Source organism: Gemmata sp. SH-PL17, from assembly GCF_001610855.1.
GTDB classification, from domain to species: Bacteria; Planctomycetota; Planctomycetia; order Gemmatales; family Gemmataceae; genus Gemmata; species Gemmata massiliana.
In genome coordinates, this window is record NZ_CP011271.1 from 8,655,789 (window position 1) to 8,681,308 (window position 25,520).

The window sequence follows — 25,520 nt, forward strand, 5'->3', positions numbered from 1 at the left end:
CCCGCCCCGCGATTACTCACGACCACCGAATACTCCTCCCATGACCGACACCGATGCTTCGCGTCTCGACGACTACCGGTTCCAAATGGGCCACGACGCCGGAAACCTGGCGATGGCCCTCGACCAACTCACCGACGCACTGACCGCGCTCAATCAGCACACCGTCTACTACCGCCTGGAACAGGGCCAGCGCAAAGCCCCGCCACCGGATCTCATCCCGCTAATCGCGGTCCTGGCCGACACGAAACAGCTCGTGCAAGAATCACTCTTGCGGCTCAAGGGTAAGGAATGACTTCGCGTCTGTATGTTGCACGGGTAGTCGGTACGCGCGTCTTTGGGGTACAATCGAACTATCCAACACGCGCCACACAGCGCGAAGATTTCAGCGCGGCATTGTCCGAGGCACGTCATGAGCGACGAACTCGCTCTCCTCACCGCGATCTTCTCCCACCCGAACGAGGACACCCCGCGCCTCATGTTCGCGGACTGGCTCGACGAAAACGGCCAGCCCGAGCGCGCGGAGTTCATTCGCTTGCAGATCAAGTACCACCGCGGGAGTGACACGAACCCTCAAGCCCACGCCCGGCTGTTGCACCTGCTCTCGGTTCACGAGCGCAAGTGGTTGGGGTTCGAGGTCGAGTGCGACGTCGAGTGGCACTTCCGGCGCGGGTTCCCGGAACAACTAACAACCAACATCCGCAACTTGCTCGAACACTGGGAGCGGTTCGCGGCCGTGGGTTCGCTCCGCGATTTGTGCGTAACGGGCGGCCGAAAACGAATCGTCGAAGCGCTCGTTCAAAAGAACTGGGTGCCCTCCTGGAAGCGCATCATCCTCCACGCGGACTTCGCTTACGACGGCGGGCTGATCGGGTGCGAACCGATGATCGTGAGCCTCGCCTCGTGCCCGCAAGTGTCCCAACTCGAAGAACTCAACTTAACCGGGTTCGAGGTTTCTCCCCGGGCCGCCCAAGCGCTTATTACCAGTGAGCACCTCGCACCGCTCGCTCGATTGAGTTTCCGATCCGTCGTCTGGAGTTCCGAGACCCGGGCGATTCTGAGTAAATGCTTCGGGAACCGCCTCCGCGCGTGATCCTATCCCGCGCGTCCCAAAATGTACCGCCCCGGATCGACTTCCGTGCGCAGGATGTGGAGCTGCTCCGCGTTCGGCTCGACGGTGGTGCCGAGCGGGTCACACGCTTCCAGCGCGAAGCCGGTCGCGGCTCGCACCTGATCGAGCGACTTGCCCGGGTGGAGACTCTTCACCCGCATGCGCTTCGTGTCCGGGACAAAGTCCAACACGCACAAATCTGTGATGACGCGGTGCGGGCCGGTGTGCAGCGGCAGGCCCGCGGCCTCGCGCGCGCCCGGACCCGTCAGGTAACCGGGCGTCGTCAGGAAGTCGAGTTTCTCGACGAACTTCTTGGCGTCGTGCTTCATCACGATCAGCGTGCGCCAGCAGAACGACGCGAGGTCGTTCGCGCCGCCGCTCCCGGGCAAGCGCACTTTCGGCTTGGCGTGCGGGCCGATCGCAGTGGAGTTCAGGTTGCCGAACGGGTCGATCTGCGCGCCCGAGAGAAACGTGTAGTCGACCATCCCGCGCTGGCAGAACTGCATCACGTCGGCCATTGAGGTCGCGAGTACGGCGCGGTGGAACGTGGTGCTGTCCCCGACACTGACCGGCATGGTCGGGAGTTGTGGCGCGACTCCGCCGGCCTCGAACATGATGACCAGATTCGGGGCGTGCGTCCGCTGCGCGAGCATAGCCGCGGCGCACGGCAGCCCGGTCCCGACCGCCACCGTTTTGCCGTCGTCGAGTTCGCGGGCGGCACAGCAGATCATCAGCTCCATCGGACTGAACGACATGACCGGTCCCCGGGTTAACGCGAGGCGCGACACTTCGCTCCGTTCCACAATTGAATTACCGCAGACGGATCAGCGCGCGAGTATTATTCTTTACTGAATACACCGACCCCGCAACTACTGGTTCCTACCCCCGAGGAATACTCCGTGAGTACGGTCCCCGTTCCGTCCGCGTCCGCTCCCGCCCCTACCACACCGGAACCGTCGACCGCGCTCCCCGCACCAACATCCACTCCCACCGCACGCGCCCGTAAACGGCGCGTGTTCTGGTTCCTGGCCGCGATCGTGACGGTTCACCTGCTCGTCCCGCTCGCCTTCCTGCCTTACACGTTCGTGTGGTGGGGCATCCCCGCGCTAATCATCGGGAACTTCATCTTCGGCTCGCTCGGGATCAACCTGGGCTACCACCGGATGCTGACGCACTCCGCCGCGAAGTTCCCCAAGCCCCTGGAGCGGCTCTGGGTGCTGTTCGGCGTGTGCTGCATGGAAGGTTCCCCGCTGTGGTGGGTGTGTACGCACCGCATTCACCACCAGCACAGCGACGACGACGGCGACCCGCACAGCCCCAAGGACCACTTCTACTGGGGCCACATGGAGTGGATCTACACTGCGGACGACCGGCGCCAGAAGCTCGACACCTACGCGCGGTACGTCCCCGACTTGATGAGCGACAAGTTCCTGCGCTGGCTGCACCGCGGCGAGAAGTGGCTGCTCGTGTGGCTCGCCCACGTCGTGCTGCTCACCGCGATCGGGTTCGGGGCCGGGTTCCTGTTCTTCGACGCGACCGCCGACGCGGTCCAGTTCGGCGTCCAGTGGTTCCTGTGGGCGGTGATCGTTCGCACGGTGTACGTGTGGCACATCACGTGGCTGGTGAACTCCGCGGCCCACCGTTGGGGGTACCGCAACTACAGCACGAGCGACGGGAGCCGGAACAACTGGTTCGTGGCGCTGCTCACCAACGGCGAGGGCTGGCACAACAACCACCACGCGGCCCCGCGTGCGTGCTCGCAGGGGCACCGATGGTGGGAGGTCGATCTCACGTTCACATTCGTCCGCGGGCTGCAACTCGTCGGGCTCGCGTGGAACATAGCTCCGGTGAAAGTTCCCAAGCACATCGCCGAAGGCGCGAAGGGAACGGAAGAGGTTCCGAACAAATAGTCCGGGCCGCTCTGGGAGCGAACCATGACCTACATCGAAGCCCTCACAGAGTTCGATGGCCCCGGTTCGAGTGTGTTTCTCGCCGGGGGCATCAGCGGCACGTTCGACTGGCAGGCGGACGTGATCGCGCGACTCGCGGACCTGCCACTCGCGATCCTCAACCCGCGCCGGCGCAACTTCCCGATGGACGATCCGTCCGCGGCCCACGCCCAAATCGCGTGGGAGTTCCAGCACCTCCAGCGCGCCACCGCGGTGCTGTTCTGGTTCCCGCCCGAAACGCTCTGCCCGATCGCGCTCTACGAACTCGGCGGGCGCGCCCAGATCCGCGAGCAGCCCCTCTTCGTCGGCACTCACCCGGACTACGCACGCAAACTGGACGTGGAGGTTCAGTTGAAACTGGCCCGGCCGGAGGTCGCGGTAGTGAGCACGACCGAGGCGCTCGCCGGGCAGGTTCGCGCGTGGATCGCCGGTTGGCTGAAGCCACAGGAATGACCCCCGCTCTCGGTTTGGCACGGCGCGTGCTTTATCTTCTTTCGGCATGGCAACCCCGACAGTGTCAGCGGGACATTGTCGGAGGCTTGGGCGGAACGAGCCGTTGGGGGTGGTCCCCAGCGGCTCGTTTCTTTTCATTGGTGTTTTGCACGTGCCACCCCTCCGTACCCGTCAAATTCGTGCTCTTCCGACACACAACGCCACTGACCGAGCGACGCTCACACTGGTTGTCCGCCAATCACTGATCTCCTGTCCGAAACACCTCTGCGGTAAGCTAACGAAAATTAATTTTGGAGAGCGCCGTGTGGGTTCCGTTCGACACGTTCGGTGAGATCCGAGGTCGCGTACTCGGGGTATCCCTCCCGTACCCGAACGGGCAGGTACTCGTGTGGACCGACCAGGGGTTGTTCTCGCTCTGGTACTTTCGCTCCGCGTTCATCAACAAACTCCTCCCGACCGCCGCTGGGGGTCACATCAACCCTGCTACCGGCTCGATTACCTGGAACGGAGCCGAATACCCGATGTTCGGCCCGCACACGCCGCAAAACGACTCGCGAACCCAGGCACGGCACCCCGGCGGCGAGCGCGTCACGATCGATCCGGCCGACGGCGTCGTTCACGTCCTGGACGCAGCCGGAGCCGTTCAACAGATCGTGGACGCGGTAGACGCGGGGGAATGGGCAATGGCCGCGTTCAGCGTGGACGGGAAAGCCCTCGTCGTCGCCGATACGACCAGCGTGCGCGTCTTCCGGTACGAAGCCACCACGGGAAGCGAGCGCCCGCGCTGGGCCGCCCTCGCAAACGAGAGCGACCAGAACCAACTGCTCCAGGCGATTCTCGCGAACCCGGACGAAGACACCTCGCGCCTCATCTACGCGGACTGGCTCGACGAGCACGACGACCCAGCCCGTGCCGAGTTCATCCGAGTGCAGTGCCGGATCGCGGCGCAACTGCCACACGAAACCTCTCCAACCGACCCGGACCACCAGCGCGAACTTCAACTCGTGTCCCAAATGAGCGAGCGCTGGCTGGCCGAACTGCCCACGGTCCGCGGGGTGCGGTGGATCGGGTTCTGGCGCGGGTTCCCCAGCGTATCGGTGATTAGCCCCACCACACTCGTTCGTGCCGCGCCGAAGATCTGGTCCACGGCACCGGTCGAATGGGCAACGATCACCGGCCTAAACCAGAACGGCGCACGACTCCTCGCCGACTCCGAGGTGTTCGACCGGCTCCGCGTGATCGAAATCGATCGGTACGCCATTCAGCGCGACGGGGAGAAACCTCTCCGCACGCTGTTCCACTCGCCGCGTGCCGCAGCACCCAAACGGCTCTACCTCCCGCAAGGGGTTGGCGAACCCGGCCTTATCGCCGTCGTCAGTAGCCCGTACCTGACCGGCCTGGAGTGGCTCACGATTGGTGCCGGTACGCTGACCAACACTGCGGCCGAAGTGCTGATGACAGCCCCCGGGCTGCAGAACCTTCGCGGTGGATCGTTCGTATCCCACCGATTGAGTGACACGTTCCGAAAGCGATTAAAGGACCGCTTCCCGAACGCGATCGTGTAAACTCGACTTAACTCATTTCGTAGAAACGACTTTCGCGTAAAATGCTAACATTTGCTGACAATTCCGGCCCGGCGAAGGGTGTCGGTCACGCAAAAGATACCTATTCGCTGACGCTTCAAGCACTTAGGCGCTCTTCCGCACATCGGCCGATCCGTACCAGAGGTTAACATCCGCCAACAAATAGCCCATCTCTTGTCGTGTTTTGGCGAGCCGCAACCGCCAATAGCGGGTTGTGACTCATACCCAAACCGGTGTGGCTAGCGACCGGACACTCAGCCTACTCTATTTTAGTGTACGAATTTATAAAAATCAACAGATACTCACACCATACGTTCCACAAGTCTGCAATCGCGCGAACCATAAAAACGCAACGCGGGCGACCCGAGTGGTCGCCCGCGTTGCTCGGATACCAAGAATCAATCCCTCGTTACGCAACCGGAATCGTGGAGAGCAACTCATCGGTTCCGGCCAGTTGCGCCAGCACCGTGCACCCGGCACAGGTGCATTTGTGCTTCATCGGGTCAGCCGACGCGGTGTAGATCGCTTCGCCGGCTTTGGGTGCCTCTACGGGCACGGGAGCCGCTTCTTGATTTGTGGCGGTCGTGTTCGTCGGGGAAGTTGTGTGCAACCCGGCGTAGAGGCCGTCGTAAGTGATCGGCGTGCCGAACGGTGCGGTGAACGGCGCGTTGGCCCCGTTCGCCTGCATCTGCTCGAAGGTGAACACTCGGGCGTAAGAGCTGTTCCGGTTCGCACTGGCCGCAACGAGTTCCGCGCGCCCGTCGCCGTCCGTGTCACGCAGCGCGAGTCGGGCGCCGCTCGGATCGGTCGGTGCGAAGGCGTAGAAGCTGCCGACCAGTGGCACCCCGCTCGCCTGAGCACCGGCATTGGCGGTCAGCGTCGCACCGGACCACACCTTGATGTGTGCCGGTCCGCGGTCCGGAGCGATCGCCAGTTCCGCGAACCCGTCCCCGTCCATATCACCCACGGCCGCGTTCAAGCCGGACCACAGACCACCGAACGCGATGAAGTCAGGCAGCAACCGCGTCGCGATACCGTTCCGCAGATCGGCCCCACTATACACCGCGACTCGGCCCTCGGCCTGACCACCGGTGGTGACGACCACGTCCGCGAACCCGTCGCGGTTGATGTCCCCCGCCGCAACGCGAGCACCGCCGCGGAACGCCGGGTTGTCGAACGCGAAGAAGCTCGATTGGACCCGAAGCCCGCCGCCCTCAACGCGGAACGTCTGAATGTGCGGTCCTGCACCCGCGTCGGCCGAAACAACCAGTTCGGACTTGCCGTCGTGGTCGATGTCGGCCGCGGCCAGGAACAGCCCACCTGTAAACCCCTGGAAGATAACCGTCTGGCCCACCATGATGCTGCCGTCGCGCCCGTCCATCAGTTGGACGACCGCTTGTGGACCCGCACCCGTGGTGAAGGCGTAATCGGTCACGCCGTCCCCATTGAAGTCGCCGCTCGCGACCCGCAGGGCGCCGCGGTACCCGGCGAATGGCGTCAGGCGCCGACCGGTGTCGGTCAGGACGCCGTTGGACACCACGAACAGTGATACCGTGCCGTCCGTGTTCCCGGTGAACGCGACCGCGTTTTGACTCCCGACCGGCACCGCGGTGAAGGTCGGTGTGGCGGGCGCGGCCGCCGGCGCGCTCCACCCCAGATCCCGCAAGCCCGCGGCGTCCAGAGCCGACCAGTTCACGCGGCTCCCGTAGTTCAAAGTCGGATCGAGGCTGAGAGCCTGCCCGCCGAGGGTTACGCCATCAGCCCAGTGCCCGCCGCTCGGGGCCAGCGGCACCGGCGCGCCGTAGAGGGCCACGGCGTTGGCTCCATAGAAGTAACCGTTGCGCGACAGATTGGTCCACTGGGTCGCGGTGCCGATCCCGAGCACGTGCCCGAGTTCGTGGGTCGCGACCGAGTAGAAGTCCAGTTCGTTCCGGTCCAGCCCGTCCGTCGTTTGGCCGAAGTGCCAGTTCTGCGTGCTGTCGAACGTGATGCTCCCGCCCCACGGGGCGAACCCGGAGTGCCCGCGCGTTTGAATCGTGTTGATCCAGGCCTGACTGCCGGAAATGCTGTACCCGCCGAACCCGCCGAACCCCGCTTCACCGCCCGTCAAAGCGCGAGCGCCCAGAAAAATCTGGAGGGTGTTCGCACCGACCGCGAGGTTCGTCACGCTCGTCTGACCGCCGGTCGCGGGGTCGAAGAACGAGGCGCTCCACGTGTTCCCACCGCCGGGAGTAATGGCCGCGAGGTTGGCCGAAATGCTGTTCCCCAACTCACTCGCGACCCGGTTCATAATCGCGCGGGCTTCCGGGTTGTTGAAGAACCCGCCGAGGTCGCGCGAGTAATCGAACTGGATCAGAACCGCGGGCACTTCACGAGATTCGAGCCGTTCGAGCTGGAACTTGGTGCGCGGGGCTTTCGGTGAGAAGGCGCGCTTCGGGGTTCGCGTCAGCCACTGAAACATAATGAATCGCCTCAAAGTCCGTGCGGCGGCGCAGAGCATTGGCGCGGAGCGCCCGCTCGACCAGCGGCAGCGAGTGTCTGTTTGGGTTTGCGCAGTAGCGCCAACGATCGCGCCCGACGGCACACGGCCGTTGGCGCGAACACTGGGACCGCCGGTGCGAGCCGGACGGACCGAATTAATCCGAGAATGGGCCGAGGATTAGCGACAAAGTTCCGGGGAGAACTCCGCGCATCGGGGGTCGGCTGGTGCTTCGTGGCACCCACACGTCGGTGATCGGGGAGGGCCGATCGGAACGCGGCGTGCGTTTCAGATACGAGTCTTTAGGACACCAGGGCAGACCACGTCAACCAACGGATTTGCCCAGATTTCGTGTATTTTTTCCGTTACGCTGGGCGCATCAAAACATTGGCCCTAAACGGACACAGTTTTCAGGTGAGACCACGGACCGTGTAAAGCCACGGAAACGCGGCACCGCGCATTAATGCCATAGCACAATCCCTCTATTTTCTTCTCTGGCTGATCCGTTCGAGCAAAAATAAGCAACCATTAACCGGCGCGATACGATGTTATTAATAGGCGAAAGTGAAATTATCGATCGATTGCATCTCCACCCTCAATTTCGATGGCAACCCAAGCGCATCAGGGCTGACAATAAGCCCCAAGAAATGATCTGCCCGGAAACCGGACACTAGCGCAATTGCGCGGGCCAACAAAATAGCCGGTGCCGTCGCGCGTTCTCGATCGAGTGCTCAGTGAAGTGATCGGTCGGCAGGAATTCACTCATCGAACAAGTACACGTCCACCGTTTCGCCCGACGCGATCTGCTCGCGCTCGGCCGGCACGAGTACGAAACCGTCGGCAACGGCCGCGCTGCTGAGATTCGACGCCCCGCTCGAAGCGACCGGCGCCACGCCTTCACCCTCGCGCTTCACTCGAACGTAATCGGCGCGCCCCGCCACCGATGCGACCGGCCGCGTGAGCGACAGCGCGACCTTCCTGTAAGGAAGCTCCCACCCCAAACCGCCGAGCCGCCGGATCACGCGCCCCGCGAAGAGGTCGTAAGCACACAAGCACGAAACGGGGTTACCGGGAAGGAGGAATACGGTTCGGCCAAACAACCCCTCCCCAACCCCTCCCCTAAGCGGAGAGGGGCTTAAAACCGCCGCAGATTGCTTCACGTCTTCGGTATTTGGTTCTGTTCCCCCTTCCTGCGCCGCCGGTCCGCGAGAAGCTCCGCTGACAGGACCGGCGCTCGAAGCTGCGAAGGGGGTTGGGGGGTTAGGTTGCCCAACAAACCCCACTCCCAGCGGCGCCGCCGGGCGCAGTGATACGCCGTGTATGGCGAGTTCACCCAGTTCCGCCACCGCACGTGGTGCGTGGTCCTCGGCCCCGACGGACGTGCCGCCAGAACAGAGCACGACATCGGCAGCGGCAACGGCCGCGCGGATCGCGTCGCACACGGCCGGGTAGTCGTCGCGAACGTACTGCACGGGGAGCACGTCCGCGCCGTCGCGGGTCGCGAGCGCGGTCAGCATCGGCGAATTGCTATCAACGATCTTGAAACCTTCGGGCGCGGAACCGGGGGGAAGCAGCTCGTTACCCGTAACAAGAATCGCCACACGCGGTCGGCGCACGACGCGCACTGTGCCCACACCAATCGATGCGAGCACGCCAACGTCTTGGGGCCGAAGCCGGCGCCCGGCGGGGAGCACTTCGCGCCCCTGTGTCACGTCTTCGCCAATACGAACGACGTGCTTACCTACAGCCAGCGCCGCACGCGGTAACACGCGACCGTCCGGTTCGATCTGCGCGAATTCGGCCATCAGCACCGCATCGGCCCCGGTGGGGATCGGCGCGCCGGTCGTGATTCGCACGGCTTGCCCGGGCGCCACTGTGCCAGCAAAGGGACGCGCGGGGAGCGATTCACCCACCACCATGAGCGGAACCGGAGCACCGGCCGTGTCCGCTGCGTGGAGAGCGAACCCGTCCATCGCCGCACGCGGGAAGCCCGGCACATCGACCGCAGACACAACCGATTCCGCAAGCACACGACCAGCAGCACCGAGTAGAGGTACGGTTTCGGGCGCGAGCGCGGATGTGCGTGCTTTTAACAGTGCCAGGACCGCGTCCACGCTCGCGCGCTCGCGGAACCCGCGCATCCGCACATCAAAGAAGGGTGATTTCGCCGGTTCGGACATCCCAAAACGCTCCGTTGGCCGCACAATCCGCACAACCGCACGCCTTTGCCAGGCTTCGCAAATCATCACCGTCCGCGCGATCCGCATAACCGCCCAGGTATTGCGCAAATCAATCTGTTTTCATTCAAGCAATGAGTTGTGGGCACGCAAGTCGGCCCTACATTTGGATGTCAAGTACGTCAGCCGCGGTATACGCGCGGCTCGCGGGACGAACGCCCGCGTCCCCCTAACAATGCGCACGGACAGCCGGCACCAACGACGGAGCGGCTAACTATGAACACCAAGCGATTCCTTCTGACTTTGACCGCCTTCGTATTCCTGCTCCCGCTGTCCGGGTGCGGGTGCCACCGCCACGGCTGCGGCGACGACCGGCGGTCCTTTGCCCCACCGCCCTCGGGCTGCTGCGACAAGAACCCGCCGCCGGGCTTCCTCCCGGACGCGCGGCCGTACTAGTCGCACTTGAGCAAAACTGCGCCGGTGCGGACCAGAACATAGGTGGTCCGCGCAATTGGCGCACGTCCGCCGCACATTCGGCACGATCGCACCCCCTTCGCCAACCGGGTGACTTTTCCTCGTCGCGCCAGCACTCCGACATTCTCCCAATCTCCGACTGAATCTGCGCCCCTCGTGGTTGCACCGACTCCGCTCCCGCGCATGATTCCCTCGGACGGCAGGGGAACGCCGCGGAGAACCGCGGAAAGGAGTCACCACAATGAGAAAGCGCCTCGTGTACCTCGGTCTCGTGGCCGCGGTCGCTCAAATCTGTTCCACAGGGTGTCTGGTTCACCCCGTTGCACGCTGGCGGGCGAACCACCCGTGCATTGGTTGTGATCCGCAATACCGCCCACTGTTGCACCCGATCCAAACCCGACGGGCGATGCTCGGCATCGGCGAACCGATCGGGCCGGCCGGACCGGTTGTTGGTCCCGTCGTCGGTCCTGTATCGCCGCCGTGCCACGGGTGCGGGGCGTCGCCGGTCGTTTCGGGTCCGCCCATCGAAGGCGTCCCGATCACCCCGACCGGTTACCCGACTATCGGTTACCCGATCCCAATCACGCCCGGTCCGACGGTGATTCCGTCGAACCAGCTCCCGAACCCGATGCCGGTGCCGAAGTCGTAACCGGTCTCGTATTTCATTCGAGCCGCGCGGGATTTTTTACCCGCGCGGCTCTTTCGCTTTTTCTTCCGCCGAACTGCCGCGCAGGTACAGCGGCTCCAGCGCGAACAGTTCGTCCTGCGTCAGCGCGGGAAGCTTCAAACCCACCGCGAGAACACTTTCCACACGCGGCTCGCGATCGGCTTCGGGCGCACGGGCATTCGCGACCGGAATTTGCCCGTCGTAAACACCCACACCGGGTCCGCTCACCATTTCGCCCCCCGCCAAGCCCGCAACAAACACCCCTGTCGCGAGAATCTGAAGCGGGTTCTCGGGGAACCAGCCGTCGTGCCGCTTTGCGTACCGTTGCGCGTAGACTTGAGCCTGAAGCGCGTCCGCGATCACCCAGACGTGGGTCGCTTCAGCGGGTGCTTGGTGCGCGATGGCCGCGAACGTGTCGACCGCACGCAATTCACACCCGGTCGCGTAGGCAAGCGCTTTTGCGGTCATCAGTCCCACGCGCAGCCCGGTATAACTTCCGGGTCCGCGGCTCGCCATCACGCCGGTCAAGTCTCGTGGGCCGAGTGCCTCAGCTTTTAGCAGCGCATCGATGGTGGAAATCATGTCGCGTGCGTGTCGGCGCGACGAATCGAGTTCGGCGGCGCCGACGATCACTCCCGCGCGCGCCAGCCCCACACGGGCGACGCGGCTAGAGGTTTCCAGGACGAGCCAACTTTCGTTCATTCGAGTTCGCCGCTACGGTGCTTTCCGGTGCGCGATACCATTCGCACAATGGGGGGAATTCTAGGCGGGCGAGCCGAGAGCGTAACCATTGAGGGTCCGATGTCCGATACGGCCACCATGCACATCGACGGCGCGTCCCGCGGCAACCCGGGGCCGGCGGCCTACGCCGTGGTCCTCGCGCGCCCGGGGATGCCCGTCGTCGAAGAAGCGGACACCATCGGCACCGCGTCGAACAACGTGGCGGAGTACACCGCGCTGGTTGAGGGGCTGGGGCTCGCGGTCGAACTGGGCGTGAAGAAACTGAACGTGTTCAGCGACAGCGAGCTGATGGTGAAGCAGATGAGCGGCGCGTACAAGGTCAAGAACGAAGACCTGCGCCCGCTGTACGAAGAAGCGTGCCGGCTCCGCCGGCAGTTCGAGCAGATCACCATCACGCACGTGCGCCGCGAGCAGAACACTCGCGCGGATGCCATCGGCAACGACGCCCTTGATGGCCGACCGCGAAAGCGGGGGGCACAAGGAGAACCTAACCCCCTAACCCCCTTCCCTAGGAAGGAAGGGGGAACAGAACCAGCGGCGGTTTTAAGCCCCTCTCCCCTTGGGGGAGGGGTTGGGGAGGGGTTCTTCTCCCCCTTCCCTTTAGGGAGGGGGGCCGGGGGGGGAGGTCTCTCTGACGCCCCCGTTCGCGAAGACGCGATCCGCTGCCTTGCGGACGCGGCCCAGCACTGGGCCACGAACGGGCTGAAGGGACTTCCGCCGGAGGCGGTGTGGGAACAGTTGTGGTCGCTGTTAGACGAAGCGGGTGTGCTGAAAAAGAAAAAGGCGAAGTGACATGCCGGACATTCTGTTCTTCGACGAGATCAGCGACGCGGAATCGCACCTCGTCGGCGGAAAGGGTCTGAGCCTCGGTAAAACGGCGCGGGCGGGTTTGCCGGTGCCGGCCGGGTTCGTCGTCACGACGCAGGCGTACCGGCGTCTCGCGGATCGCGGCATCAAGGCCGATGCCGGGTTCGTGCGCGCGGTGGCAGGCGCCTACGAAACGTTGGGGAACGGCCTAGTCGCAGTGCGTTCCAGCGCCACCGCCGAAGACGCGGCCGATACGAGCTTCGCCGGGCAGCAAGAAACGATCCTGGGTGTGAAGGGAGACGAACCGCTCTTGGACGCGATCGAGCGCTGCTGGCGCTCGCTGTTCACCGAGCGCGCGGTCGCGTACCGGGCCAAGCAAAACGTCGATGGCGCCGGCCTCGCAATGGCGGTCGTGGTGCAGAAACTCGTTCCCGCGGAAGCAGCTGGGGTACTGTTCACACGCGATCCGCTCGACCCGGACGGTAAGCGGATGCTCGCGGAAGCATCCTGGGGGTTGGGCGAAGTCGTCGTATCGGGGCGCGTGCAGCCCGACCGGTTCACGCTCGATCGCGATACGGGAAGCGTGCTCACGCGCGCACTCGGCTCGAAGGCCGTTCGCGTAACGGCCGGCGTCGAAGAACACGTTCCGCCGGAATTACAGCGGCAATTCTGCCTGAGCGATGCGGCGCTCTCTCAGCTCGTCGATTTGGGGCGTAAGGTAGAAGCGTTCTACGGCGATCCCCGCGACATCGAGTGGGCTTTCGCGAACGACACGTTCCATCTGCTGCAAGCGCGGCCAATTACCGTGGCGAGCGCGGCCGAGCGGGAACAGGTGCGGCAAGGCGTCATCTCGTCTTTGAAGGCAACAGCGGACCCGCGCGGAACCGTGTGGGTGCGGTACAACCTGAGCGAAGTGCTCCCCGAGCCGACGCCCATGACGTGGGCCGTAGTACAACGGTTGCTCGCGGCCGACGGCGGGTTCGGCGCGATGAACCGCGATCTCGGAGCGAAGCCCGATCCCGCGCTCGGCGCTCTGTCCGGGTTCGACCTCGTTGCCGGTCGGCCGATGGCGAACTTGTCGCGCCTCCCACGCATGCAGTTCGCCCGGCCGCCCATCGAGTACCCGCTGGGCACTTACAAGCGCGAACCGCACAAAGCACTTGACCCGAAACCGGTGCTGAACCCGCTCGCAGGGCAGGGGTGCGTGTTCGGTATTCTCGCGCTGCCCGGCACGATTCTCAGCCTGACGCGACTGATGGGCACGACGAAAAAGCAGTCGGCCGTCTTCGCACAAAAATTCGAGACCGAGATCGCGCCGGCATTCGCCACCGCAGCAAAACAAGCACTCGCACAAAACTGGTCCCAAATGCCCCCGCCCGCGCTCGTGCGCGAATTCGAGACGTGGACAAACAAAACACTCGTCGAATTCGCACGCGACAGCTTGAAACCAACCGTGTTCGCGGAACTGGCGTGGACCGAAGTATTCAATCAACTCAAACCGAAACTCGGCGAGGAGCGTGCCCGCGCCGCGGTTGGCGAACTCAGCCTCGGCGCTGCGCCGTCGGGAGAGGCCAATCTACCGGGTGGGATTCGCGACTTAGCTAACGAACGAATCACCCGCGCGACATTTTTGGAGCGGTTCGGCCACCGCAGCACGAACGAAATGGAACTCGCGCAACCGCGCTGGAGCGAAGTACCCCAAGAACTCGACAAGCTCGTGCGCGGCGCTGTCGGGGGCGCACACACTGCTGCCACAGCCGACGTGGACAAGATCGCGACCGAGGCGAAAATCGGCGGGCCGTTCCGCGATCAACTCGCGGCCAAAGTGAAGTTACTGCGCACGTATCTCGGACTGCGCGAAGCCGGCAAACACTACTTACTGATGGGTTTTGCGGTCATTCGCCGCGCGCTCGTGGAACTCGATCGCCAGTTCGAGTTGAACGGCGGCATCTTCTTCCTCACGCCGACTGATTTGCCCAATCTGCTCGCAAAAAAGGATCTCTCTGCGAAGATCGCCGCCGCGCGCAAGAACCGGCAAACGGAACTCTCGCTCGAAGTACCGCCGGTACTGTTCAGTGACGACCTCGATGCGATCGGCCGACCGCTCCCGGAGCCGGTCGGCGAGGACAAACTGACGGGTGTGGCACTCTCGGCGGGAGTCGCGGAAAGTCCGGCTCTCGTGCTCACTGAACCAACAGCGGCGCCGCCCGAAGGCGGGTACGTCCTCGTGTGCCCGTCTACGGACCCTGCCTGGGTGCCGCTTTTCGTCCACGCGAAGGCGCTCGTCATGGAAACCGGCGGCGTGCTCTCACACGGCGCGATCGTGGCCCGCGAATTCGGCCTCCCCGCGGTCGCCGGCTTACCCAACGCAACGCAGCAAATCAAAACGGGTCAAATGATTCGCGTTGATGGCGGGAGGGGAACGGTAACGGTCGTGGGCGAAGCGTAGGTCGCAGAAATTTGTGCGGTTCGCACGTTAGGCCAACACAGTAAAGTGCGCTGTTCCCGTGACGTAAAAGCCCGCATACGGAAGCGTTTACGCCATCAGACGAAAGCGATTGCCGCCAAGAGGCACGAGTTCCACTTTTGGCGGGCTACCTTTTTGCCAATCGAGTGTGTGGTTGCGATGCAGCCATTCCCGAAGAATCGGGTCGCCGCGGTCTCGAAATTCCGGGCACTTGCGCCAAAAGCCTCCCGTCAGCGCGAATAAATGAAACTTACCGTCGATCTCGACTTCGATCGTGTCCCAGTCCGAGGAAAAGAACTCGTCTCGGTTGGGTCTACCAACTCGTATACCGTAAGTCGGAACATTGGTGCTTCCACCTCGCCACGCGCTCGCTCGCATGCCTCACCTCCCGGTTACTTGTTGAACTGGAACTCGCGGCTGTTAACCAGCACCCAGAGCAAGTCTTGAAACCCGTCACGCAGGTTCGGCGCGGAGTTGATCCAACCCTCGGCCTTTTTCCGCTCGTCGGGGTTTGGGAGGCGGCTCCACGTTGCGAGGTAGAGTTCCTCCACCGCCTTCGCGAGCGGCACCCGATCGGCAATCAGCTTCTCGACGCGACCCGTTTTGTCGGCGATCTTCTTGTTCAGGAACTCGCCGTTTAAGAGGTGCATCGCCTGTGCGATGTTCGGCTTCGTGGTGCGTTCGCACTCACACAGCACCTGACGCGGTGGCCGGCCGAACGTGTCGAGCAAGTACGAACGCACTTCGCTATCGGGCAGTTGGATCGCGCGTGTACCGAGGGGCAAGCCCTGGTACTTCTCGCGCGTGCCGGTCGCGAAGTCCACGCCGTCGGCGATCTGCTCCGCGGTCAGGCGCTTCACCGTGTACCGCGTGAAGTGAATGTTCGCGGCATCGAGCTTGTTGCCCGGCGAACTGGCGTGCGTGAGCTGGTACGCGCGGCTGTTAAAGATCGTCTTGAGGAAGCCCTTGAGGTCGAATTTTTGTTTCACCAGTTCGTCGGCGAGCGCGTCGAGCAGTTCCGGGTTACTCGCCGGGTTGGTGGCACGCATGTCGTCGAGCGGCTCGACCAGCCCGCGCCCCATCGCGTAACCCCAGAAGCGATTGGCGAGATTGCGGCTGAACATCTTGTTCTTCGGGTCCGTCAGCCAGTCCGCGAGCTTCTTCCGGCGATCGAACTCGTCGTCCCAACTCACCTTGGTGTCGCCATCGAGCGGCACCGGTTTGACGAACGTGCGCTTGCGCGGGTGCGTGGCCTCGCCCGCCCCGCGAATGAAAATGACCGTTTCGCGACCGAAGATGCCGAACTCCTGGCTCGTCTTCGTGCCGATCCGCGTGAAGAATGCGGCCATGCCGTAGTAGTCGTCCTGGCTCCACTTCTCGAACGGGTGGTGGTGGCACTTCGCGCACCCGATCCGCACCCCGAGGAACAACTGCGTCGCGGTTTCCGACCAGTCCTCGAACGTGCGCCCGATCTGGAAGAAGTTCGCGGGACCGTCGGTGAACGTACTGCCCTCGGCCGTCACTACGTCGCGCACGAACTGGTCCACCGGCACGTTGTCGCGCACCTGTGCCCGAACCCAGTTGTGGAAGCTCCACATCCCTTTCTCTTGAAGGGCCGTGCGATTGATGCGGAGCAGATCGCCCCACTTAAGAGACCACCAGTCGACGAACTCGGGCCGGTCGAGCACGCGATCGATGACCTTCGCGCGCTTCTTCGGGTCTTTGTCGTTCAGAAACGCCCGGATCTCATCGGAGGTCGGCAGCGTACCGATCGCATCGAGGTACAGTCGACGCAGGAACTCCTCGTCCGAGGACAGTGGCGACGGTGTGAGCCCCAGATCCTTCCATTTCGCGATCAGGTGCGTGTCGATGAAATTGTTGGCTGGCAGGTCTGGGAACGTGTCCAGTTTTGCAAACGGCAGCGTGACGCGGACAACTTCGGCCCACCCACCGAATCGAATCATGACGTGCGTTTCGCCTGCGTCCTTCGCGGTGACCACACCGGTCGGCGTTACCGCAGCGACCGCGTCATTAAGTGCATCGAACTGTGCGGTACTCGTGACGTCCTCGCGGTGACCATCGGACCAAATTGCCGTGACAGAGAGTTGTTGTTGCTCCCCTGGTACCATCAATCGGTTAGGGGGGAACACTTCGAGCTTTGTCACCGTGGGGTCTTCGGCTCCCTTGCGTGCGGAGTTCGTCGGAGGCGGCGCCCCGTCGTCGAGCCACTGGCGAATGGTAGCGTACTCGCGGCCGTTGTGCTTGAGGCGCTCGCCCCCGCCGTGTTCCATCACGAGCGCCGGTTTCGCGAGAAAGATGCTCCGTTCCGAATCGCTCAGAACAACCCGGCGCCCCTCGTTGCTCTGCACGATTTGTGCGAAGTCGAACGCGGGATCGAACCCGAACAGCGATAACTTGAAGCCCCCGCGCCCGTGCTGCGCACCGTGACAGTTACCCGCGTTGCACCCGGCCTTCGTGAGAATCGGTTCCACCTCGCGCACGAAACTCACCGGGGCATCTGCGCTCACCTTCTCCACGGCAACGGGAACGACAACCTTGGCCCCGGCCACTTCGACGGTCAGCGTGGTGTTCCCGTCCGCGGTGGGGCGCAGCGTACTCTTTTCGGTGGTCGCTATGCGTGCGTCTGCACTTGTGAAACGAGCCACGTGAGTCAGATCCCACCGGCGCCCGTCGGCCCAGACACCAAGCACGCTCACACGCTGTTCAGCGCGCGGGCCAACCAACTTGGCTTCCTTCGGGTAAACGATTAGCACTTTCGGCGCACCAGCCGGCGGTTCGACCGCACGAAGTTCCGCCGTGACAAGCCCCAGAGCACAAGCTGCGAATAGCACCCGAAATGACATTGCGCAGAACTCAATGAGTGGATGATTCCGCGGGCTAATCAAACATACCGTTTCTCCGCGCTCGTTGCTGCCCCATTTGTGTTTAGGGCTGCTGACAGCGATTCCGGGACAAGCGCTGAAGAAATGCGAGAGAAAAGAACGGGAGACGTGTAATTGGCCGCGGGTCGGCCATTCATTGATCGAATGCTGTTCGGGCTGGCTACCAGTCAACCACCACAGATTCCCATCAGAAAAGTCATTCCTTTTCCGGGGACACGAGCTTGAGCCCGATCAGGCAGCCAATTAACCCGGCCAGGAAAAACAGCCGCCAGAATGTTGCGGGATCTTTGAACCAGATGATCCCAACGAGCGCGGTACCCGCGGCCCCGATCCCGGTCCACACCGCGTAGGCGGTGCCCAGCGAGATCTTCTGCGCCGCGAGCGTGAGCAACGCGAAACTGACGATCGACAACAGCACGAAGGCGATCGACCAACTGATTTTGGTCAGCCCTTCGGAGAGCTTCAAGCACGTCGTGAACCCGCACTCGAAGCAGCCCGCGAGAATGAGATAGAACCAGTGCATGTGCGTGGAATCACCGATGGTGGTGGGCCGAGCCGATGTAGCGCCGGCCCACCCTGCGGTATGAATCAGGCCGCGACCAGTGACGCGACGGCGGACGCTTCCGGCATCGGCGTCGCGTCCTTGAGTGCGGCCAGGGCGTCGAGGAGCCCGTCGATTTGCGCCGGCGTGTGGTTCGCGTTCACCTGCATCCGCAGAACCCCCGCGCCGTGCGGCACCGCCGGGAACACCACCGACTGCACGTAGTAGCCGTGCTCGTACAGGAACTTCCCGGCCTTCAGCGTCACCTCTTCTGCCCCGACGAGCACCGAGACGATCGGCACCAGGCCACCCATCACGGCCAGCCCCAACTGCGTCGCGCCGCGCGTGAGGTGACGCACGTTCGCGTCGAGCTTCGCACGCAGCGCGGGATACTCGGCGGACACCAGGATGTCCACCACCGTGCAAACCGCTTCGAGGTACGGCGGCGGGACCGGGCCACCGAAGATGAGCGAGTTCGACTTCAGCTTCAGCACGTCGATCGCGGCCTGCGACCCGCCGACGAACCCGCCGAGGCACGAAAACCCCTTCGAGAGCGAGCCGATCGTCAGCACGTTATCGTACCCGCCGAGCGCCTCACGCACGGTCCCGCGCCCGTGCTCACCGAGCACTCCACTGGCATGCGCGTCGTCCACGTACAGGCAGGCGTCGTACTCGCGTGCGATGCGCTGGAACTCGGCCAGTGGCGGCAGGTGGCCGCTCATGCTGTACACGCCGTCCACGGCGATCACCGCGTGCCGGAACGGTCGCAGGGACCGCAGCGTTTCTTCGAGCGCGTCCGGCGAGTTGTGTGCGAACTTCGCCGTGCGCACGCCGCGCGCCTTGGCGAGTTTCAGCCCCTCATCAATCGAGTTGTGCGCGAACTGATCGGCCACGAGGACGTCGCGCCGCGTGACCAACCCGGGCAGCGCGCCGACGTTCGCGAGCGTGACCGACGGGTAGATCAGCGCCGCTTCGGTACCGAGCCAGTCGGCGATCTTCCGCTCGGCCCGGACGTTCGGCTCGACGGACGCGAACGCGCGCGAGCTGCCGTTGTGCGAGCCCCACGCCCGTACCCCGCGCTCGATAGCGCTCGTGACACGCGAATCTTGGTCGAGACCGAGGAAGCTGTCGGAACCGAAGTTGGTGACCCACTGACCCCCGAGCTTGAACGTCCGATCCGGCCGAACCGCTTCGACGGTCTGGTCCTTCATCAGGAGGTCGGGGTAGTCGTCGAACATGCGGCGGAAAAACCGAGTCATTCCGGTGTCCGCGAGCGCGTCAATCAGTCGGTCGAGTGGCGCGGAGTTCATAGGGCCTCATCGTCCAGCGGCAGGCACCCGAATATATCGGACGTGCGCGCCGAGAAGTTTGATCGATATTGATGATTCCGCGGGCGATGCGGCTCATAAGACGTATGAGCAAACGGCGCGACCTTGCGCCTGCGGAATGGGTAATTTGGGGCGGATACAGCGAGTGAATAAGCTGAAAGAGCTGGCTATGACGAAACTACCGGCAGAGCGGTTCTGTGTGGTTTCGCCGGTTAGCTCGCGATGACGGTGTTCGGGCTCTCAGCTCCGATCTCGACATGACATGGCACTAGCATTCTACGCCGCTCGGCACCGGCGCCAGTGACTACTGGCGCGGGAAATCTGCGGATTACGAGCACGAACCTGCCCCACGTTGGCGCCCCACTTCGCACCCGGTCCGACTCAAAAAGAAACAGCCGGGCAATAGCCCGGCTGCTGCTGTTTCGGCCCGCCGCGTTACCGCGACTTCTTCGGTTTGGGTTCGGTTTTGTCTTTGTCCGCCTTCTTCGAGAGGTTCTCGATCCCGGTGGGGCAGTCGCTCTTGAGTGGGCACGAGGCGCAAAGCGGGTTCTTCTCGACGCACAGTTCCTTCGCGTGGATGCTCATCAGCTCGGTGAACTCCGGGCCGCGGACCTTCGGGATCACGTGCTCGATGCCGCCGCGGAGCGCTTCCATGTCCTCGGTGTCGGTGTCGACCTCCTCGATCACCCCGAGCCGCCGGAGCACCCGGAACGTGGGGCCGTCGAGCGGGATCGCGTGGCCGCCGAGCGACCGCTGCACCACCCAGGCCACCGCGAAGTCGTTCACCTGCTTGAACCGGCCGATCTGCTTGGCCGCTTGCTTCAGGTTGAGCTTCTTCAACTCGCTGTCGTTGAAGTACCGCGACACCTGTTTGGCGGCCTGCTTCAGCCCCTTCTTCTCCATGTCACCGAGGTCGTAGGAGTAGTTCAGCTCGAAGACCGCGTGCAACACGCCGATGATCCACCCGGCGCGCGGGCCGGAGTTCGGGAGCGGTCGGAGCGCGTCGGCGACCTCTTGCACCGTGCTGACGCGGATCTCGTTCCAGTCCACGAACACTTTCCGCAGGCGCGCGTAGCCGGCCTCCGCGTCCTCGGTTGTACTGCCCTCGCGACAGATCGCGAAGATCAGCTCTTCGAGGAGCGGGCGGGGCGTTTCCGGCTCCAGTGCCGGGAGCGGGAACCTCTTCTTGAGGGCCGCCTGCGCCTGAGTCAGGAGTTGCTGCTTGTTGGTGATGGCCGGCATTCGGTGGACTCCGGTTCCGTAGGCGTTCGCCCGCTGGCGCTAGTTCGGGCGGTCCGTCGTTCCTTCGGCGGCTTCGGCTCGCGGTCCCTGTTCAGCGGCGTGCTCGCTCGCGGCGGTCGGGGACTCGGGCGCGGGTTCGTCGGTCCCCTCGTCCGCGTCATCGTCTGCTTCGTCCGCCTCGTCGTCGTCAACTTCTTCGGGCGCCGGCTGGCCCCCGGTGAGTCGGTCGTTTTCTTCGCGAATCAGGCGGGCGATTTCGATGCTCTTCTTTACGCCCTCGTCGATCACGAACGTGACGTGCGGGACGTATCGCGACGTGAGCCGGTCCGCGAGCTTCGTCTGTACGAACCCGGCCGCGCTCTTCAGCCCGTGCATGGTGAGCTGCTGCTCTTTTTCGGTCCCCATGACCGAGACGAACACTTTTGCGTGCTGGAGGTCGCCCGACACTTCGGCGCGCGTAACAGTAACGTTCTTAACGCGCGGGTCTTTCAGCTCGAACAAAATGGCGTTGGCCGCGGTTTCGCGGATGACCTCGGACACTCGCGCTATCCGGTGAGATTTCATCAGGTTCCAGTGTACAGAGGACAAAGATCAGGACAGAAACCAAAGCCCATTGAGCGCTCGGATCTCCGACCTGATCTCGCCCTTTGGATCGGGACTAGCCCATTTAATTGAAGCTCCGCTAAACGACCTCGCTCCCGACGGCCATTTCGCCCCCGAGGTACTCCGCGACCGGGTGCCCGCGGAGCGCTTCGGTGATCTTCTGGAGTACGCCCTGTACGGTCGCGGTCGCGAACCCGACCGCGGCAAAACCGAGCGTTACCAATTTTACGTCGTCGTGTGTGTCCACTTCCGTCGCGGACACGTTGAAACTATTTCGCATACGGTCGAGGATGCTCCGCACGACCTGCCGCTTGTCTTTCAACGTGCGGCTCTCGCGCACCAGCATCCGGACCGAGAGTGAACCGATAACCATGTTCGGAAGCACGGGTTACGGGTCGCGGAGCGGGGAACCGAACTGTTCGTTTCGTTCCCCGCTCCGCGACCCGTATTCCGCACGTTAGAGGGTCCGTTGCCGGATCTCGATCTTGAACGCCTCGATCACGTCGTCGACCTTGATGTCATCGAAGCCGGTGATCTTCAGACCGCACTCGAAGCCCTCGCGGACCTCCTTGGCGTCGTCCTTGAACCGCTTGAGCGAGTCCAACCCGACCACCTTGTCGGCCGGCGGGAAGACCACGATGCCGCCGCGAATGAGGCGGACCCGGGCCGAGCGCTCCAGCACGCCGCTGGTGACGTAGCACCCGGCGATGGTGCCCACCTTGCCGTGCTTGAACGTCTGTCGGACCACCGCGCGGCCCAGGTGAACCACTTCCTCGATCGGCTTGAGCCGGCCCTCGAGGGCCGCCTTCACGTCGTCGACGAGGTTGTAAATGATCTGGTACTCGCGGAGGCTGATGCCGCGCCCCTCGGCCAGTTTCAGGGCCGCGTCGTCGGCGGTCACGTTGAACCCGACGATGAGCGTGTCCTGCGGGCTGGTGAGGGCCAGTTGCACGTCGGACTCGGTGATGGCCCCGATGCCGGCGTGCAGCACGCGGGTGGTCACCTCCTCGTGCGTCAGCTTCTCCAGTTCCTTGCGGATGGCCTCGACCGACCCGCGCGCCTCGGCCTTCAGGATGACCTTCAGTTCGGTGATCTTGAGCTTGCTCTTGGCGGCCGAGAGCATCTCCAGATCCTTGACCGCGGTGAACCGGTTGAGCGCGGCCTCGCGGTCCTTCTTTTCGCGGGCCTCGGCGATCTTGGCCGCGGTGGTCAGTTCCTCGACCACGTAGAACGGGTCGTCGGCGTTGGGCACGCCGCCCAGACCGGTGACGCGCACCGGGGTGCTCGGCCCGGCCTCCTCGATCGAGACCCCGAGGTCGTTCTGCATCGAGCGGACGCGGCCGTAGTTCGCACCGCACAGCACGATGTCGCCGACCTTGAGCGTGCCCTGCTGGACGAGCACGGTCGCCATCACGCCCTCGTCGGAGGTCATGTAGGCCTCGAGGCAGGTACCGAACGCCGGGCGGTCCGGGTCGGCCTGGAGGTCGTCGGCGAGGTTGATTTCCGCTTCGATCAGGATCGCGTTGAGCAGGTCGTCGATGCCCTGGCCGGTGAGGGCCGAGGTCTCGACGAACTGGATGTCGCCGCCCATGTCGTCGGGGAGCAGTTCCAGGTTGTAGAGCTGCCGCCGGGTGCGGTCGACGTTCGCGTTCGGGGCGTCCACCTTGTTGATGGCGACGATGACGCGCACGTCCGCGGCGCGGGCGTGGGCCACGGCCTCTTCCGTCTGGGGCATCACGCCGTCGGTGGCCGCGACCACGATGACCGCGATGTCCGTGACGTTGGCCCCGCGGGCGCGCATCTTCGTGAACGCCTCGTGGCCCGGGGTGTCGAGGAACGTGATCGGCCGCTCGATGACCTTTTCGCCGGTCTCCGGGTCCTCGATCTTGTGCGTCACGGACCACGCGCGGATGACCTGCGTGATGCCGCCGACTTCGCCGGCCACGACGTTCGACCGGCGGATCTTGTCCAAGAGCGACGTCTTGCCGTGGTCGACGTGGCCCATGATCGTGACGACCGGGGGGCGCGGCCGGAGCTTCTCCGGGTCCACGTTCGTCACCAGCCCCTCGAACTCTTCGATCAGGATCTCTTCGGCGGTCTTCTGGCGCCTGATGACCAGTTCGATGTTCTTCTCAACGGCGATCAGCGCGGCCGTGTCGAAATCGACCTGCGAGTTGTTGCCGAAGAGCTGGTTCGTTTCCTTGAGGAGCCGTTTGGACAGCTCGCCGGTCTTCATCCCGATCGCTTCGGACAGGCTGCGCACGGTGATCGGCAGCCCGATCTCGATCTTGCCTTCCTTGACCGTCACCTGCTGCTGGCCGCGGCGCTTCATCTTGTTGAGCAGCGCCTGGCGCGGGCCGCGGCGCGACCCCCACTGCTGCTCGACCATCTCGACGCCGCCGGACCCGATCACCACCGACCCGCGGTCGACGCGCGGTCCGCCGGACGAGCGCCCGCGGTCCCCGCCGCCACCGGTGCGGCCCTTGTGGCGCGAGTCGCGCCCGATGACGCCGCCCTTCTTCTTTTCTTCCTCGTCCTCCCCGCCCTCACCGGGGCGCGGGGCGAAGCCCGGGGCCGCACCGGGGCGCGGCGGACCACCGGGACGAGCCGGTTCGTTCGGCTTCGAGGGCGCGCCCCCTGGGGCGGCAGCGGGGGTTCGGGTGATTTCGTTCAGCGACACCCGTTGGCCGCGTGCGCTGGCTTGGCGCAGCCGGTCGATCATTTCCGGCGTGAGCTTGACCGATTGACCCGGCGCACCGGGTGGTTTGGGCGGACCACCCGGACCCGGGCGCCCACCGCCCGGACCGCGCGGGCCACCTGCGCCACCGGGAGCGTTGCCACCCTGCCCTGGGCCACCACTGGAACCAGGACCGGCCTGACGCGGACCGGGCGCCCCGGTCACCCCGGACGAAGACCGCGGGCTCGCACCAGGAGGCGGAGCACCACCACCGGTTCGCGGAGCAGCGATGTGCTTCGGCGGCGGCGGGGCCGGGGCGCGACTCAGTACCGAGGGGCGCGAGGGCTGACCCATATTCGACGGAATGATGTTCTTCGGCGGTCCCGGCGGTGGCGCGGGCGGCGATTGCACCGTCGGCGCCGGTTTCGGAGCCGCGGCAGGTGCGACCGGAGCCGCCGATGCCGTAACAGTCGGAGCCGCAGGCGCGGCCGGCTTCGATTCAACGGCAGTAGGCGTCACGACCGGCTTCGGGGCCGCGGGCGCGGCAGGAACAACCGGGGTTGGCGCCGGAGCCGCGGTCGGCGTTGCCGGCTTTGCTTCAGCGGCAACGGGCGGCACGACCGGAGTCGGCTTCACTTCAGCGACCGGTGCGGGAGCAGCCGGAGCCGCGGGCGCGGCCGGGGTCGGTGCCACCGGTGCGTTGGACCGCGGCGGGGTCAGGGGGGCCGGGCGGCCACCCATATTCAGGTTCCGCATGCCACCCGAACCGAGTGAAGGAATAACGTTCTTCGGCGGCGCGGGCGGCGCAACCGGGGTCGCGGGCGCGGCTGGCTTCACCGGGGCCTCGGCCACCACAACGGGCGCGGGCGGAGGTGCAACCGGCTCGGGCGCCGGGGACACGGCCGCGGGCGCGGAAACAACGGGCGGGGCGCTGCCGGCTGAGCGACAACGGGGGCGACGGGTTCGGCGGGCTTCGCTGCCGGCTTCGGGAGCGGTTTCGGGATGGTTTGAATGGGTTGTTTTGCGATTGAGGGAATGACGTTCTTCGGCGGAACGCCGGGCGCGGGTGCGGGGGGGTGACCGGGTCCGGCCTTCGGACCCTTCTTGGTGCGTTCCTTCAGCGCGTCGGCCTGTTCCGGTAACAAGCCGCTCAACTGATTGGTGATGTCGGCGTATCCGAGTTCCTTGCAATAGTCGAGGAGCAGTTTGCTCTCGACGTTCAGCTCCTTAGCCAGGGTAAAGACCCGGACCTTCTTTTCCTTGGCGTCCTTCGTGTCTTTCGACGTCGTATTCGACAAGCGGAACTCCTCTGGGGGTGCTC

At 64.4% G+C, this 25,520-nt stretch carries 22 protein-coding genes; 9 read left to right on the top strand and 13 right to left on the bottom strand.

The window, feature by feature from the left end; translation table 11 throughout:
* The first annotated feature begins 40 nt into the window (after window positions 1-40).
* Window positions 41-292 (top strand): hypothetical protein, encoded by a 252-nt coding sequence (locus VT84_RS36100; protein WP_052550063.1) that lies wholly within the window; start codon window positions 41-43, stop codon window positions 290-292.
* Between the two features lie 117 nt (window positions 293-409).
* Window positions 410-1,090 carry a TIGR02996 domain-containing protein gene (locus VT84_RS36105; RefSeq protein WP_052550061.1) on the top strand — a complete coding sequence of 227 codons (681 nt, stop codon included), beginning with the start codon at window positions 410-412 and terminating at the stop codon, window positions 1,088-1,090.
* A gap of 2 nt (window positions 1,091-1,092) precedes the next feature.
* Here VT84_RS36105 and VT84_RS36110 read toward each other — a convergent pair whose 3' ends face one another.
* Window positions 1,093-1,863 carry a CoA-transferase subunit beta gene (locus tag VT84_RS36110; protein ID WP_082842948.1) on the bottom strand — a complete coding sequence of 257 codons (771 nt, stop codon included), beginning with the start codon at window positions 1,861-1,863 and terminating at the stop codon, window positions 1,093-1,095.
* Between the two features lie 144 nt (window positions 1,864-2,007).
* Between VT84_RS36110 and VT84_RS36115 the strand changes: the two genes are divergently transcribed.
* From VT84_RS36115 to VT84_RS36125, 3 genes are all read left to right on the top strand, one after another.
* Window positions 2,008-3,018, top strand: a complete 1,011-nt coding sequence (locus VT84_RS36115; protein ID WP_239465588.1) for an acyl-CoA desaturase — start codon at window positions 2,008-2,010, stop codon at window positions 3,016-3,018.
* 24 nt (window positions 3,019-3,042) lie between these two features.
* On the top strand, window positions 3,043-3,510 hold the full coding sequence (locus VT84_RS36120) for a nucleoside 2-deoxyribosyltransferase domain-containing protein (RefSeq protein ID WP_082842950.1): 468 nt from the start codon (window positions 3,043-3,045) through the stop codon (window positions 3,508-3,510).
* A gap of 302 nt (window positions 3,511-3,812) precedes the next feature.
* Window positions 3,813-5,075 (top strand): TIGR02996 domain-containing protein, encoded by a 1,263-nt coding sequence (locus VT84_RS36125; protein ID WP_239465589.1) that lies wholly within the window; start codon window positions 3,813-3,815, stop codon window positions 5,073-5,075.
* Between the two features lie 427 nt (window positions 5,076-5,502).
* On the opposite strand, the gene VT84_RS36130 is transcribed toward VT84_RS36125, so the two are convergent.
* Complete coding sequence (locus tag VT84_RS36130; RefSeq protein ID WP_082842952.1) at window positions 5,503-7,554, bottom strand: matrixin family metalloprotease; 2,052 nt, start codon at window positions 7,552-7,554, stop codon at window positions 5,503-5,505.
* A 776-nt stretch (window positions 7,555-8,330) separates the two neighbouring features.
* Window positions 8,331-9,752 (bottom strand): molybdopterin molybdotransferase MoeA, encoded by a 1,422-nt coding sequence (locus tag VT84_RS36135; RefSeq protein ID WP_082842953.1) that lies wholly within the window; start codon window positions 9,750-9,752, stop codon window positions 8,331-8,333.
* A 273-nt stretch (window positions 9,753-10,025) separates the two neighbouring features.
* Between VT84_RS36135 and VT84_RS36140 the strand changes: the two genes are divergently transcribed.
* Window positions 10,026-10,205, top strand: coding sequence for a hypothetical protein (locus VT84_RS36140; protein ID WP_052550049.1), 180 nt, complete (start codon window positions 10,026-10,028; stop codon window positions 10,203-10,205).
* 259 nt (window positions 10,206-10,464) lie between these two features.
* Window positions 10,465-10,872 carry a hypothetical protein gene (locus VT84_RS36145; protein ID WP_052550047.1) on the top strand — a complete coding sequence of 136 codons (408 nt, stop codon included), beginning with the start codon at window positions 10,465-10,467 and terminating at the stop codon, window positions 10,870-10,872.
* A 36-nt stretch (window positions 10,873-10,908) separates the two neighbouring features.
* Here the strand turns inward: VT84_RS36145 and tsaB are convergent, their stop codons facing one another.
* The gene (tsaB, locus tag VT84_RS36150; protein ID WP_082842954.1) at window positions 10,909-11,592 is read right to left on the bottom strand and encodes a tRNA (adenosine(37)-N6)-threonylcarbamoyltransferase complex dimerization subunit type 1 TsaB; all 684 of its coding nucleotides are present in this window, start codon (window positions 11,590-11,592) and stop codon (window positions 10,909-10,911) included.
* A gap of 99 nt (window positions 11,593-11,691) precedes the next feature.
* On the opposite strand from tsaB, the gene VT84_RS36155 reads away from it, so the two are divergent.
* Complete coding sequence (locus VT84_RS36155; protein WP_082842955.1) at window positions 11,692-12,423, top strand: ribonuclease HI family protein; 732 nt, start codon at window positions 11,692-11,694, stop codon at window positions 12,421-12,423.
* Between the two features lies 1 nt (window position 12,424).
* Complete coding sequence (locus tag VT84_RS36160) at window positions 12,425-14,887, top strand: PEP/pyruvate-binding domain-containing protein (protein ID WP_082842956.1); 2,463 nt, start codon at window positions 12,425-12,427, stop codon at window positions 14,885-14,887.
* A gap of 87 nt (window positions 14,888-14,974) precedes the next feature.
* Here VT84_RS36160 and VT84_RS39315 read toward each other — a convergent pair whose 3' ends face one another.
* The 9 genes from VT84_RS39315 to VT84_RS36200 form a co-directional block, all read right to left on the bottom strand.
* On the bottom strand, window positions 14,975-15,283 hold the full coding sequence (locus tag VT84_RS39315) for a hypothetical protein (RefSeq protein WP_157470235.1): 309 nt from the start codon (window positions 15,281-15,283) through the stop codon (window positions 14,975-14,977).
* 14 nt (window positions 15,284-15,297) lie between these two features.
* Window positions 15,298-17,769, bottom strand: a complete 2,472-nt coding sequence (locus tag VT84_RS36165; protein ID WP_082842957.1) for a DUF1549 and DUF1553 domain-containing protein — start codon at window positions 17,767-17,769, stop codon at window positions 15,298-15,300.
* Window positions 17,770-18,004: 235 nt separating this feature from the next.
* Window positions 18,005-18,331: a DMT family transporter gene (locus VT84_RS36170; RefSeq protein ID WP_052550036.1), complete on the bottom strand. Its 327-nt coding sequence runs from the start codon at window positions 18,329-18,331 to the stop codon at window positions 18,005-18,007.
* Window positions 18,332-18,396: 65 nt separating this feature from the next.
* Window positions 18,397-19,659: an aminotransferase class I/II-fold pyridoxal phosphate-dependent enzyme gene (locus VT84_RS36175; RefSeq protein ID WP_082842958.1), complete on the bottom strand. Its 1,263-nt coding sequence runs from the start codon at window positions 19,657-19,659 to the stop codon at window positions 18,397-18,399.
* A 453-nt stretch (window positions 19,660-20,112) separates the two neighbouring features.
* Window positions 20,113-20,919: an endonuclease III domain-containing protein gene (nth, locus tag VT84_RS36180; protein ID WP_052550032.1), complete on the bottom strand. Its 807-nt coding sequence runs from the start codon at window positions 20,917-20,919 to the stop codon at window positions 20,113-20,115.
* A 39-nt stretch (window positions 20,920-20,958) separates the two neighbouring features.
* A complete protein-coding gene (rbfA, locus tag VT84_RS36185) occupies window positions 20,959-21,483 on the bottom strand; it encodes a 30S ribosome-binding factor RbfA (protein ID WP_082842959.1) in 525 nt (174 codons plus the stop codon).
* A gap of 118 nt (window positions 21,484-21,601) precedes the next feature.
* Window positions 21,602-21,895 (bottom strand): DUF503 domain-containing protein, encoded by a 294-nt coding sequence (locus tag VT84_RS36190; RefSeq protein ID WP_082842960.1) that lies wholly within the window; start codon window positions 21,893-21,895, stop codon window positions 21,602-21,604.
* 84 nt (window positions 21,896-21,979) lie between these two features.
* Window positions 21,980-25,036, bottom strand: a complete 3,057-nt coding sequence (infB, locus tag VT84_RS41970; protein ID WP_157470238.1) for a translation initiation factor IF-2 — start codon at window positions 25,034-25,036, stop codon at window positions 21,980-21,982.
* Window positions 25,033-25,497 carry a translation initiation factor IF-2 N-terminal domain-containing protein gene (locus VT84_RS36200; RefSeq protein WP_082842961.1) on the bottom strand — a complete coding sequence of 155 codons (465 nt, stop codon included), beginning with the start codon at window positions 25,495-25,497 and terminating at the stop codon, window positions 25,033-25,035. Before VT84_RS36200 ends, infB begins: the two co-directional genes overlap by 4 nt.
* Between the last annotated feature and the right edge of the window lie 23 nt (window positions 25,498-25,520).